Raw genomic sequence first — 11,909 nt, forward strand, 5'->3', positions numbered from 1 at the left:
GACTTTGCACGTCGACAAGACCAGCCATGCCTTGCATGGCAGCCGTGACTTCGTCGCGCTATCGACCGTGCTCCGGCGCCGAAAATCGCGACGGGCGGACGAGCGGCGCCCCGAACTCGATCTCTCCTCACGTCTTGCGGCGGGTCCAGCTGATCTGGGGCTCGTCGGCCCATGCAGTCCCAAGATTAAGCATCGTGATCCAGGTCTCGGCCAGCTTGCCGCCTTCGATACGGTAGCTTTGCATGCCGGCGCGGCTGCGCTTCTCGCCGGTCGTGGGATCGGGCCAAACGAATGCAAATCGGAACCACGCGCGGTCAGTCGAGAAAGAATGGTCATACACGACGACGCGGATTCCGGGCCGGTCTTGGTGCACCGTGTGCAATTCCGCAGCATACTCGTCTCGCGTGACGGTCCGGTCGCCTCTCTCGTCGTGACGGATGTAATGCGATCCCACACAGTCCGGGATGAGGTCAAATCGTCCCTCATGCCAAACCCGTTCCCAGCGATCGAAGAGTGCGCGTATGTTCTCGGTCATGGGTTCCTCGACATGGAATCGCTGTGGCACTGCTTGCGTCGTTGCAAATATCTTGCCGAAGTGCGGGCGCCTGCAGCGCAACGAGGGTGCGCCGGTCACATAGGCCACTTCCGCCTTCGCTGGCTGAGCTATGATAGCTTCGCGATACGCCCGCACCACAAATCACAACAAGCGGGCATCGAGGAAACAGCCATGGAATCCATCCGCGTCTGCACCCACGCCGGTCCCGGCTCGGAGCCCATCATCAAGACCGTGCCGTGGCCGAAGGTCGGCAAGAGGGCTGCGCTGATCAAGGTCGGTGCCTGCGGGGTCTGCGGCACCGATCTGCACATCCTCAAAGGACATTGGCCGAAGCCGCTGCCCTGGCCGTTCACGCTGGGACACGAGCTCGGCGGCGTCATCGTCGAATGCGGCGAGGAGTTCACCGAGGATTTCATGAGCAAGCCGCTTCAGGCCGGCTCGAAGGTGATGATCCCGCCGCTGATGCCCTGCGGCCGCTGCTACTACTGCATTCACTATCCGCAGACCGCGAACAAGTGCCTGACGCCGGTCTATTACGGCCGCTATCTCGGCTTCGACAAGGCGCCGCACCTGTGGGGCGGCTGGGCCGAATATGTCTATGTCGATCTCGACATGCTGCCGGGCACCAAGATCTACAAGCTGCCCGACGACATGTCCCTGCGACTCGGCGCACTGTCCGAGCCGCTGACCTCCTGCATCCGCGCCTTCAATCGTGCGACGCGCGCCGGCGGCTTCAGCTGGGGCGACACGGTGGTGATCCAGGGCTCGGGCCCGATCGGCATTCTGGCGGTCGCGGCCGCCAGGGAGATGGGAGCAGGGCGCGTCGTCTGCGTCGGCGCGCCGGAGGAGCCGCGGCTCAAGCTCGCGCGCGAATTCGGCGCGGAAGCCACGGTGAACATCGAGGACCTCAAGTCGCCGCAGGAGCGCATCGCGCGCGTACGGGAGATCGTCGGCGGCTTCGGCGCCGATCTCGTGATGGACTGCTCGGGCCATCCGACCGCCGGTCCCGAAGGCATCGAGATGCTGCGCGACGGCGGCACCTATGTCGAGATGGGCCAGTTCACCGACGCCGGCTCGATCGACACCTCCTGGCACCGCATCTGCACCAAGGATCTCAACGTGCTCGGATCCTGGGGCTTCACCGGCAACGACCTGCCGCTCGGCGTCGACATGCTCTACCGCACGGCGAAGAAGTATCCCTGGCTGAAGATGCAGACGATCTATCCGTTCACCGAAGAAGGCGTCGCGCAGGCGGTGAAGGATGCGATGGCAATGAAGACGGTGAAGTCGACCATCGTGCCGTGGCCGGAGCTGGTGGAATAGACAATGCCGTCCATCCCGCCCGATCTCGCGGCATTTCTGGTCGAAGCCAAGCGGCGCACTTATGCGGGTCTCGACGACGACGCGACCGTGGCTGCGCCGCTGCTTACCGGCTCCAAGCAGCTTGAGCATCGCGCGCCGCCTTATGCCTATCGCGATATCTATTTCGGGATGGTTTTTTTCGTCGGGCAGGAGACCGTATCGCGGGACGAGCGCGTCATCTGGTCGATGAGCTACAGCGGCGGCGTTCGTGGGGAGATTAGGGATCGCGACACTTTCCTCGCCATTTACAAATTCCTGCGTCAGGCGTTGCTGGACGTGCCTGTCGAAGAGCCGTACCGCGGACCGCGTCGGTTCGAACAGGCGGGGATGGTCTATCGCAATGAGGTCGAAGGCGCGCTCGATCGGTTTCACGGCATCGAGACGATTGCTCGGCACGATGGTACACCGCTTTTTGAGCTGCGTTATGGTGGCGGCCTGCTGCGATAGACAAATCTGTAGCCCGGATGAGCGAAGCGACATCCGGGGCCTTCGCCGAAGCCTTCCCGGATGTCGCTTCGCTCATGCGGACTGAGTACTGAAATATGGAATGGAGACAGCGGATGACCCTCACTAAGTGGGATGATAGATTTCTTGATGTCGCAAAGCTCGCTGCGCAATGGTCGAAGGATCCGAATGCTCAAGTTGGCGCAGTTATAGTGGACGCTCAAGGGCAAATAGCGGCAGTCGGATATAATGGTTTTCCGAAAATGGTTGAGGATTCCGCCGAACGATACGCAGACCGCGATACGAAGCTGGAGATGGTGGTTCATGCGGAAGAAAACGCGATCCTGGGTGCTGGGGGCAGAGCTAGAGGTGGTTGGATCTTCGTTTTTGGAAAGCCGATTTGCGCGCGGTGCGCGCAGGTTCGATTATTCAATCTGGCATAGCGCGGGTGGTTGCTCAGCTTCCCAAGGAAGGAACTGATTCCAAGTGGGACAAGAGCGGGCAAATTGCGCGGCAGATGCTAGATGAGGCCAAGGTGGATTTCGTAAGTATAGATCCGACTTAGTTCCTATCGGGGACTGCCAATATGTCGCTTCGCTCATGCGGGCGACAACTCGGAGTTTGGATTTAAGTGACGAAATGACCGACGAAAAGACACCCGAATCAGCCCGGCGCTCCCCCTTCAGCGCCATCCGCGCGATCGACTACACCGTCATCTTCGTGCGCGACATGTCCGAGATGCGCCGCTTCTATGAGGATGTCCTCGCCTTCCCGCTGCTGCGCGAACTGTCGCCGAACTGGATCGAATACGGCTTGGGCAGCAACACGCTGGCCTTGGCGAGGCCGAGCCGGACTGCCTCCGATGCGCCGATCCCGCCGGGCAGCGCCTCGCTGCAACTGGCCTTCAAGGTCTCCGCCGCCGAGGTCGATCAATGCGCCGATGAACTGCTGCGGCAAGGCGTGGCGCTGCTGTCGCCGCCGATGGACCAGTCCTTCGGGCATCGCACGCTGTTCTTCCGCGATCCCGACGGCAATCTGCTCGAGGTGTACGCGGAGATCTGAGTGCACGAACAATGACGCCGAGCAAGTGGCCCTCTATGCGAGCTTGCGCGCCGCCGCGGTTGCCTTGTCGCCGGTGTTCGGCGTCCCGGTCGGCTCGATCAGCAGAAGATGAACCTCCTCGCGGGCTACCGGGCGATGTTCGACGCCTTTGGAGACGACGTAGAGTTCGCCTGGACCGAGCGTCACCGTCCGATCCCGCAGTTCGATGTCTAGGGTGCCCTTAAGCACGAGAAAGAAATCGTCGGTGTCGTAGTGCTTGTGCCAGGTGAACTCGCCCTTCACCTTCACCACCATCACGTCGCAATCGTTGAAGGTCGTGACCGTGCGCGGCGACCAGAAATCGTCAAAGGTCGCGAGCTTGCCGGCAAGCGATATTCCGTCGGTCATGTGTCCCTCGGTCTTGTTCTTCCGTCAGGCTCGATTTGGGATCGCATCTCCGATGCGGCAAGGGCTCGCATCCAGTCCATTGCTCTCCCTCACCACTCTCGCATCCACCACCTTCGTGCCCTCGAGCTCGCGTACGATCCGCTCGTCCGATCCCACGATCCCGAGATCGAACTCGCGATCCGGGGTGACGAGGATCAAGCGCTGGCCGGCAATCACGACCACCGTCATGTCGTTGCGCTCGCCTTCCGCCGCCCATGCGCGGATGTCGCCGGCGTAAGGCTCCTTGCGCCAGGCGTTGGGAGAGCCCGGGTCGCACCGGACTTCGATGCCGTCCTCCGAGGTGGTCACGACGAGCTTTGACCGGCTTGGCTTCCATCGTTCGTCGAGCAGATCGTTGACCAGCCACAGGCAGGCGAAGTCCTCGCATTCACCCGGCCGCGCGGCGTAGATCGCGCAGCCGCGGCCGGGCTTGCAGTGCTGGCACCAGGCATTTGCGGGCTTGGCCAGCGCCTCGATGGCCATCACCTTGCAGCAGAGCGTGCAGTCGCCGCAGCTGCGTTTGACGGAGGGCGTCACGCGGTCGTTCCCATGAGATCCGGTTGGTGTCACGTTAATGGAGGTGGCGGTAGGCATCTACTACAACCTTCGGGCGCGGTGTGCTTGCCGTCAAGCCATGCAACATAGGCATGGCGATCTGCCGGCGCTTGGCGTAAAGAGCGCCCAGATCAAATCGCCAGCGTGCGGCCAGGCCGTTCGCCGTGCATGCAGCTCAGGTTCGCCGGATCACCGTTCCGCGCCTGAATTAACCAAGGTTCTCCATCCCGTGTCTTTTCCGGCCCTGACCCCGCCGCTCGCCCGTGCTTTGGCCGAGCGGAATTACGATTCACCGACCCCCGTTCAGCTCGCCGTGCTCGCGGACGAAGCTGCCGGCCGCGACCTCCTGGTTTCGGCCCAGACCGGCTCCGGCAAGACCCTCGCTTATGGCCTCGCCATGGCCAGGGACCTGCTCGGCGATGCCGAGCGGTTCGGGCGGGCAGCCGCACCGCTCGCCTTGATCGTGGCGCCGACCCGCGAGCTCGCGATGCAGGTTCAGCGCGAACTCTCCTGGATCTACCAGCATGCGGACACGCGCGTCGTCTCCTGCGTCGGCGGCATGGACCCGCGCCGCGAGCAGCGCGAGCTTGCGGCCGGCGCCCACATCGTCGTCGGGACGCCCGGCCGGTTGTGCGATCATCTGCGGCGTAACCGCCTCGACATCTCGGAATTGAAGGTCGTCGTTCTCGACGAGGCCGACGAGATGCTCAATCTCGGTTTTCGAGAGGACATGGAGTTCATCCTCAAGACCACTCCGGAGACGCGCCGCACCCTGCTGTTCTCGGCGACGTTCCCGCGCGGCATCGTCGCGCTCGCCAAGCAATATCAGCAGCAGGCGTTCCGGATCGAAGTCGCCGGCGACGAAGGCGGCCACGCCGATATCGAGTATCGCGCCATCCGGATCGCGCCTGCCGATGCCGAGCATGCGGTCGTCAACGTGCTGCGCTTCTACGAAGCGCCGAGCGCGCTGGTGTTCTGCAGCACGCGCGATCACGTCAGGCATTTGCAGGCGGCACTGCTGGAACGCGGTTTCTCCGTGGTCGCGCTGTCGGGCGAATTGACGCAGAACGAGCGCACCATGGCGCTGCAGTCGCTCCGCGACGGACGCGCCCGCGTCTGCGTCGCGACCGACGTCGCCGCCCGCGGCATCGACCTGCCGAGCCTCGACCTCGTCATCCACGCCGACCTGCCCAACGACGCCGAAGTGATGCAGCACCGTTCGGGCCGCACCGGGCGCGCCGGACGCAAGGGCACGAGCGTCCTGCTGGTGCCGCCGGCACGGCGGCGGCGCGCGGAGCTGCTGCTCGATCTGGCAGGGGTCGACGCCAATTGGGGCACCGCGCCGCAGGCGGACGAAATCCGCAAGCTCGATCATGAGCGCATGAAGGACGTTCTGTTCACCGAGGAGACGACGGCAGACGATCTGGTGCTGGCGCAGGCGCTGCTGGCCGAACGCTCGGCGGAGGACATCGCCGCCGCGCTGGCGCGGCTCTATCGCGCAAGGCTGCCGTCGCCCGAAGACATCCTCGATCCCGGCGAGCGAGCAAGCCGGCCGCGCGACGATCGCGGTCGCGACAATGTTCGCACGCCGCGCGACGATGGCCGCAGCTCACGCGGCGATGATCGCCCTGTGGGGCAGCGATCGAAACCAGGCAAATCCTCGCCGCGTCACGGCATGGGCGAGGCCACCGTCTGGTTCCGCGCCAACATCGGACGACGAAAGAATGCGGAAGCGCGCTGGCTGCTGCCGATGATTTGCCGTCGTGGCGGCATCGACAAGGGCGATATCGGCGCCATCAAGATCATGGACACCACGACCGAGTTTGAAATCTCCGAGCGGGTCGCAGAGTCCTTTGCCGCCAAGATCAAGCGTCCGGACAAGGAAGACAATATCCGCCTCGAGCCGATGGCGGGCGCGCCGCAGCAACAGGCGCCTGCGGAAGAGCGGTCCCACGCGCCCCGGCGCGAGAACCGCGACAGCGATCATCGCGAACAGCGCGACGATCGTCCGCGCGACAAGAGCGAGTTCAAGCTGCGCAGCAAGCCTCACAGCGAGCGCGGGCCGAAATTCGACGAGGCTCCGTCTTCTTTCGGAAAGAAGAAGCACAAGAGCAGGCCGGGCCCCGCAGAGCCGTCGGTCACGCCGTGGCACGCAAAGGGCGCGCCTGGAAAGAAGACCAAGAAGAAACGGCGAGGCTGATCGGCCACCGATCAGCCCAGACTGCAATGATGCCGCCGGATCGCTCCGGCGACATCATCTGAAAAGGCAGGTGTGGCTCAGCGGCCGCCACCACCACCACCACCACCTCCGCCTCCGCCACCACCGCCGGCATCACGCATGGACGAGCTGTAGCGGGGATCGGTCTGCTTCATGTAGATCGGCGAGGTATCACGATGGATGGTGCTGGGGCGCGTTTTGCCTCCTGGCGTCTCGATCAGGACGCCGCAGCCTTCGAAGAACGCGGTGTCGCAGCCATACGTCCGGTACTGCGCCGCGGTGGCGCTGGTCGCGGTGAACGCGGCCGTCCCAACGCATGCGATTAAAGCAACTTTCGACAATGTGAGCTTCATGGATATTCTCCAGCCTCGGTTCGGCGAGACCGGAAGGGCTCGCACACGCACTTTCGACGGAGGCTGATCTGACTCGGTTCGAGGAGGCGGTTTCACGCCCGCGTGAGCCCGGGGCGGGATGTTACGTCGCAGCGAGGTCGCGCAACATATAGGTCGCGCCTTCTCCGTAGCAGGCCAGCTTCGCCTGCAGCGACGCATCCGCCGCCACGGCACGGAAGCCGAGACGTTCCCACAGCGGCCGCGTGGCGTAGACCGAGACCAGCGCGAGCGTCGCGATGCCGGAGGCGCGCGCCAGCTCCGCGACCCCGGTCACATAGGCGCGCGCAACGCCGCCGCGCCGATCCGGCAGCACTGCGATATCGTGCACGTAGAGACAGTCTGCATACTCGGGGAGTCGTTCCAGGAAACGATCGAGCGGCGGGATCTGATGCTGCTTCCAGGGATGTGCGAGCCCGTAGCCGGCGATCTCGTCGCCGGCGACAAGCACGCGGCATCCGTCGGGATAGAGCCGCATCTTCTCCGCGAACACCTCGGGGCGTTCCGGAAGATCAGGATGGATCTGCGCCGCGATGGCGCTGATCGCGGGCAGATCGGAGGTGTGCGCGGGACGCCAGTGCGGCTTGCTCATGTCGATCCGTCGTTACGTCTCCGGTTGCTCCAGTTTATTCCGCCGCGTTGGCGCGCGCAGCGAAAAATTTCTTTCTGCGGTCCGAGGAATACGAGGCCGCGTGCGGCGTCCTACCCATGCAGGCCAATTGCATGACAGGAGATATCATGACGTCCTCGTTCCGCCTCGCGCTCGCGCTGGCAATATCGCTCGCGATCGTTCCCGCCGCCTTCGCCGCCCCGCCGACCAAGACGGGCAAGACCGACAAGGGCAACGTGCTTACCGATGCCAAGGGCATGACGCTCTACACTTTCGACAAGGATGCGGACGGCAAGTCGGCCTGCAACGGTCCATGTGCGACGAACTGGCCGGTGCTGAAGGCCGAGGCGGGCGACGCCGCCGGCGACGGCTACACCATCATCACGCGCGACGACGGCTCCAGGCAGTGGGCCTACAAGGGCAAGCCGCTCTACACCTTCGCCAAGGACCAGAAACCCGGCGACGTCACCGGCGACGGCTTCTTGAACGGCGCCTGGCATCTGGCGACGCCGTAACGACGCCCTGCGCAAACACGGTGCGTCGGCCGTTGCACGCGACAGCCGACGTATTGCCGCGCCGTCATCTCGGATATTCGAGCTGCATCGCAACGAAGTCGGCCGTGCGCGGCCCGTAGCGCGCATCGATGGATTGCAGCGTCTGGTCCAGCGCTCGCGCCGGCGGCAGATCGACGGCGGCCGGCGGCGTCTGCTGTGCCGGCCAGTCGGCCGCGATCCTGTCCGGCAGGATGCGGAGGCCGCTGCGGCTCGTCCGTGCCTCCGCCGTGGCGGCGAAGGTGAGGGCGTGCGAGCGATAGGTGCGCGACCACGCATCGGCGATCAGCGCAAGCGACACCTCGTCGATATCAGGCGTCAGCGCGATGCCGAGTTGCTCGCGGTTCCAGAATGCGAGCGTGTTGGCGATCGCCGTCAGTGCAAAGGGGCGTGTGAACCGGAAGGCTTCGCTGCGGTGGCGCGCATCCCATTCCGCAAGTCCGATGTCGCGGGCGACGGCTTGCGCCTTGGCGCGGCCGGCAATGGCCTCGACCAGGGTCAGGGCCATCGGCATGGATGCGGTGATGCCGGTCGTCGTCGCGACGCCGCGGTCGACCACCAGCCTGCGGTCCGCGACATAGCGGATCGCAGGATGCTTTTGCAGATCGCGCACGGAATACCAGTGCGTGGTGGCTCGGCGGCCGTCAAGCAGCCCGGTATTGGCAACGACCATGGCGCCGACGCAGACGCCGATGACGATCGCGCCCTTGCCGGCCTGGCTTTTGATCCACTGCAGGGCCACGGCATCGTCTTCGCGGCTCATCGCCGGCACGATGACGTAATCCGCGCCGTCGGGATGCGCAGCATCGAACTCGGCGATCGTCGCGTGCGGCTGCACTTTCAACGCGGGATAGAGCGCGACGGGGCCGGGCTGCGTCCCCAATGTGAGGACGTCGGCGACGTCGGCGCGCGCGAGGATGCCGTACGGCATCAGATAGTCGGTGGTCTCGCTCATCTCGTTGATACCGACGATGGCGATCAGGGGACGTTTGCGCTTCGGCGGCTTCAACGCCGCAAGCGTCGCCTCGGTCTCGTCCCTGGATATCGCAGGCGCGGTCCCTTGAGCCGGCGAGCCAGGCAGCAGGAACAGCCAGGTTCCACCGATCGCCGCCAGCAGTGCCACGCAGCCGACGCCACACCACGCCAGAATGCGCCATATCATGATGGTGTCACCCGATCCTCGTTGCTTCACGCAAGGCGGAAGCTAGCCGCTGGCGACGACATCAGGAATGACGCAGATCCGGCAAAAACCGCCATCCGCGCGTTGGCTTGTCGCGCGGCGGGTGACGGAGACTATCTCAGCCCCTCGTAAACCATCAGCCCGCGTGCGATCTGCAATTTGCGGATGGCGCGCGGCAGAAGTTTCTCCGGCTGGTGCAGATAGCGCCAGGAGGTGAGGGTGAAGGCGGAGAGCATGCCGCATTCGTCGTCGAACGGCGCGAGCACGCCTGTCACGCTCACCGGCGTGTGCGGGCGGGCGTTGAAGGGGAGCAGCAGCAGTTCGAGATGCGCCTTGCTGCCGTCCTCGCGCACCGCGGTGACGCCTGCGATCGCGCCGAGCGTCTCGTCGGCGACGATTGTCGTGATCTCCTCGATCTCGCTGCGGCTCGCGTCAGTGAACAGCGCCGCAAAGCTCTGGTCCTTGAGGTCTGTTCCTGCGAGCGCGCAGACGCGCGTGCCGGCGACGCGAAACGGGAAGCCGAGGTTCGGCTCGCAGGACAGCACGAAGATGTCGCCGAGCAGGCCGCGGACCGCAGCCGGATCGATGTCGGCCCGGTCAGGGGCTCGCGCAGTGCCGCGCTTCTTGTTCCAATACGCGAAGAACGCGCGGCTCGACGGATGTTTCATGTCTGAACGCTAACCCCCGGGCGCGACCTCGCGGGACAAACCTGTCCCGCTTCAGTGCACCCGCGATCCCTTCTCTTGTTGTGCAGGAGGGGATTTGCAGCGTCCATGCCGCAGCGGCGTTTTCGGCCCCCTTGTGCCTGCCTTTGCGTCGTTAACGTTAAATTAACTATGCGCTTTGTGCCGGCCGCGTGCCTGCTATGGTGACCGAGGTCGCAAGCCTTGCCGCTTTCTCCAGGTTCTCGGCAGGGCGTGTACACAGGGCGTCAAACAGTTTGGTCACGGGCCGCGGGGAGGGGTGGGGATACTCCTTATCTCTCCGGCCACCGGAAGACCGACACGGACAGGCAGGGCTTTCCCAGGGCCCTGCCTTTTCCGTTTGTGCACTTGCGCAGGGACGGTAAAGGCGACTATCTCCAAGCCTACCGCTCCGATCGCGCCTGAAAGCGAAGCTGCCTTGGATTCCCCGCAAGATTCGTCACCGGACGTGCCTGCCGTCGTCGAGGAGGCTCCGCGCGAGCCGATCCTGACGCTGCCCGCGGCGCTGACCGCCTATATCCTGCTTTTGGCGGTGATCCATCTGCGGGTGTTGCTGCCGCCGGAGCTCGAGAACTGGACCATCGACGTGTTCGGCTTCATCCCGAAGCGCTACGATTCCTCGCTGCTCAATCTGCAGATCCCGGGCGGGGCGGGGGCGAAGGTCTGGACTTTCGTCACCTATTCGCTGCTGCACGCCAATCTGACCCATCTCGGCTTCAACGTGCTGTGGCTGCTGCCGTTCGGCAGCGCGCTGGCGCGGCGCTTCGGCGCGGTCAGGTTCTACGTCTTCCTGGCGGTGACGGCGGCGGCCGGCGCGCTGGCCCATCTCATCACCCACGAGCATGCGGTGGCGCCGATGATCGGCGCCTCGGCCTCGGTGTCGGGCGCGATGGCAGCCGCAATCCGCTTCGCCTTCGTCCGCGGCAGCTTCCTGTCGTTCAGCCGTTCGGACGCCGATACCGCCGCAAAAGTTCCAGCGCTGCCGCTGTCGCGCGCGCTGCGCGACGGACGGGTGATCGGCTTCCTCAGCGTTTGGTTCGGCGTCAACATCATCTTCGGCGTCGGCGCGATCGGGATCGATTCCGAGACCACGAGCGTCGCCTGGCAGGCGCATATCGGCGGCTTCTTTGCCGGTCTGCTGCTGTTCGCCCTGTTCGATCCCGTGCCGCGCGTTCGAGGCGATGCTGCGGATGCGTCATCACAGGACATTTCAAACCGTATTTGAAGCGGCGCTTGCGGCGCGGCCCGAATTCATCCATCATCCGCGAGAACAATGTTTCGAAGCCGCAAGCTGCTAGCGGCGATGTTTCGCAACGCGCCTGAACGTGAAACCGGCGCCAAAACTGTTAGTTGAAGACTCGAAGAACAAGTTCGGATCGCCTCAAGGGCGGACGGCTCCGATTCAGGGAGGCTGCAATGACGGTACGTTCCATTCTGAACACCAAGGGCCACCAGATCATGAGCGTCGAGCCCGACGCCAAGCTGGCCGCCGCGATCGAGCTGCTCGCTGAGAAGAAGATCGGCGCGGTGCTGGTGATGAACCAGAGCCGGCTCGAGGGCATCCTGTCGGAGCGCGACATTGTGCGCGTGCTCGGCGAGCGCGGCGCCGGCGTGCTGGAGGCGCCGGTCTCGGAGGTCATGACCCGCAAGGTCGTGACCTGCAAGGAGACCGATACCGTGGCCGAGCTGATGGAGATGATGACGTCGGGCAAGTTCCGCCATTTGCCCGTGATCGACAACGGCAAGGTGGTCGGCCTGATCTCGATCGGCGACATCGTCAAGCGCCGGGTCCAGGAATACGAGGCCGAGCAGGAAGCCCTGCGCGACTACATCAAGACGGCCTGAGCGGACT

The 11,909-nt window shown here is 64.5% G+C and carries 15 protein-coding genes; 8 read left to right on the forward strand and 7 right to left on the reverse strand.

Annotated features, from left to right (window positions below):
* Nucleotides 1-127: 127 nt before the first annotated feature.
* Nucleotides 128-535, reverse strand: coding sequence for a nuclear transport factor 2 family protein (locus tag XH96_RS15465; RefSeq protein ID WP_194393236.1), 408 nt, complete (start codon nucleotides 533-535; stop codon nucleotides 128-130).
* A 192-nt stretch (nucleotides 536-727) separates the two neighbouring features.
* Here XH96_RS15465 and XH96_RS15470 point away from each other — a divergent pair, with 192 nt between their 5' ends.
* The 4 genes from XH96_RS15470 (at nucleotide 728) to XH96_RS15485 (ending at nucleotide 3,424) form a co-directional block, all read left to right on the forward strand.
* Nucleotides 728-1,879: a zinc-binding dehydrogenase gene (locus XH96_RS15470; RefSeq protein WP_194393237.1), complete on the forward strand. Its 1,152-nt coding sequence runs from the start codon at nucleotides 728-730 to the stop codon at nucleotides 1,877-1,879.
* A gap of 3 nt (nucleotides 1,880-1,882) precedes the next feature.
* Complete coding sequence (locus XH96_RS15475; RefSeq protein WP_194393238.1) at nucleotides 1,883-2,365, forward strand: DUF5680 domain-containing protein; 483 nt, start codon at nucleotides 1,883-1,885, stop codon at nucleotides 2,363-2,365.
* Nucleotides 2,366-2,478: 113 nt separating this feature from the next.
* Nucleotides 2,479-2,805 (forward strand): hypothetical protein, encoded by a 327-nt coding sequence (locus XH96_RS15480; RefSeq protein ID WP_210337887.1) that lies wholly within the window; start codon nucleotides 2,479-2,481, stop codon nucleotides 2,803-2,805.
* Nucleotides 2,806-3,001: 196 nt separating this feature from the next.
* Nucleotides 3,002-3,424 carry a VOC family protein gene (locus XH96_RS15485; protein ID WP_194393239.1) on the forward strand — a complete coding sequence of 141 codons (423 nt, stop codon included), beginning with the start codon at nucleotides 3,002-3,004 and terminating at the stop codon, nucleotides 3,422-3,424.
* A gap of 33 nt (nucleotides 3,425-3,457) precedes the next feature.
* Here the strand turns inward: XH96_RS15485 and XH96_RS15490 are convergent, their stop codons facing one another.
* Both XH96_RS15490 and XH96_RS15495 read right to left on the reverse strand, forming a co-directional pair.
* Nucleotides 3,458-3,811: a cupin domain-containing protein gene (locus XH96_RS15490; protein ID WP_194393240.1), complete on the reverse strand. Its 354-nt coding sequence runs from the start codon at nucleotides 3,809-3,811 to the stop codon at nucleotides 3,458-3,460.
* Nucleotides 3,812-3,835: 24 nt separating this feature from the next.
* The gene (locus XH96_RS15495) at nucleotides 3,836-4,387 is read right to left on the reverse strand and encodes a hypothetical protein (protein WP_246790094.1); all 552 of its coding nucleotides are present in this window, start codon (nucleotides 4,385-4,387) and stop codon (nucleotides 3,836-3,838) included.
* A 247-nt stretch (nucleotides 4,388-4,634) separates the two neighbouring features.
* Here XH96_RS15495 and XH96_RS15500 point away from each other — a divergent pair, with 247 nt between their 5' ends.
* The gene (locus tag XH96_RS15500) at nucleotides 4,635-6,605 is read left to right on the forward strand and encodes a DEAD/DEAH box helicase (protein ID WP_194393241.1); all 1,971 of its coding nucleotides are present in this window, start codon (nucleotides 4,635-4,637) and stop codon (nucleotides 6,603-6,605) included.
* 77 nt (nucleotides 6,606-6,682) lie between these two features.
* Here XH96_RS15500 and XH96_RS15505 read toward each other — a convergent pair whose 3' ends face one another.
* Both XH96_RS15505 and XH96_RS15510 read right to left on the reverse strand, forming a co-directional pair.
* Nucleotides 6,683-6,976 carry a hypothetical protein gene (locus tag XH96_RS15505; RefSeq protein ID WP_194393242.1) on the reverse strand — a complete coding sequence of 98 codons (294 nt, stop codon included), beginning with the start codon at nucleotides 6,974-6,976 and terminating at the stop codon, nucleotides 6,683-6,685.
* Between the two features lie 121 nt (nucleotides 6,977-7,097).
* Complete coding sequence (locus XH96_RS15510; RefSeq protein ID WP_194393243.1) at nucleotides 7,098-7,604, reverse strand: GNAT family N-acetyltransferase; 507 nt, start codon at nucleotides 7,602-7,604, stop codon at nucleotides 7,098-7,100.
* 146 nt (nucleotides 7,605-7,750) lie between these two features.
* Here XH96_RS15510 and XH96_RS15515 point away from each other — a divergent pair, with 146 nt between their 5' ends.
* Entirely contained in the window at nucleotides 7,751-8,137 is a 387-nt protein-coding gene (locus tag XH96_RS15515; protein WP_194393244.1) for a hypothetical protein, read from the forward strand.
* 64 nt (nucleotides 8,138-8,201) lie between these two features.
* Here XH96_RS15515 and XH96_RS15520 read toward each other — a convergent pair whose 3' ends face one another.
* Nucleotides 8,202-9,335 carry a DJ-1/PfpI family protein gene (locus XH96_RS15520; protein ID WP_194393245.1) on the reverse strand — a complete coding sequence of 378 codons (1,134 nt, stop codon included), beginning with the start codon at nucleotides 9,333-9,335 and terminating at the stop codon, nucleotides 8,202-8,204.
* A gap of 131 nt (nucleotides 9,336-9,466) precedes the next feature.
* On the reverse strand, nucleotides 9,467-10,021 hold the full coding sequence (locus tag XH96_RS15525) for a PAS domain-containing protein (protein ID WP_061882823.1): 555 nt from the start codon (nucleotides 10,019-10,021) through the stop codon (nucleotides 9,467-9,469).
* Between the two features lie 454 nt (nucleotides 10,022-10,475).
* Between XH96_RS15525 and XH96_RS15530 the strand changes: the two genes are divergently transcribed.
* The gene (locus XH96_RS15530; RefSeq protein WP_194393246.1) at nucleotides 10,476-11,282 is read left to right on the forward strand and encodes a rhomboid family intramembrane serine protease; all 807 of its coding nucleotides are present in this window, start codon (nucleotides 10,476-10,478) and stop codon (nucleotides 11,280-11,282) included.
* Between the two features lie 191 nt (nucleotides 11,283-11,473).
* On the forward strand, nucleotides 11,474-11,902 hold the full coding sequence (locus XH96_RS15535) for a CBS domain-containing protein (RefSeq protein WP_194393247.1): 429 nt from the start codon (nucleotides 11,474-11,476) through the stop codon (nucleotides 11,900-11,902).
* Nucleotides 11,903-11,909: the final 7 nt, after the last annotated feature.

Origin of the sequence: Bradyrhizobium sp. CCBAU 51765 (genome assembly GCF_015291725.1) — a bacterium.
Classification (GTDB): domain Bacteria; phylum Pseudomonadota; class Alphaproteobacteria; order Rhizobiales; family Xanthobacteraceae; genus Bradyrhizobium; species Bradyrhizobium liaoningense.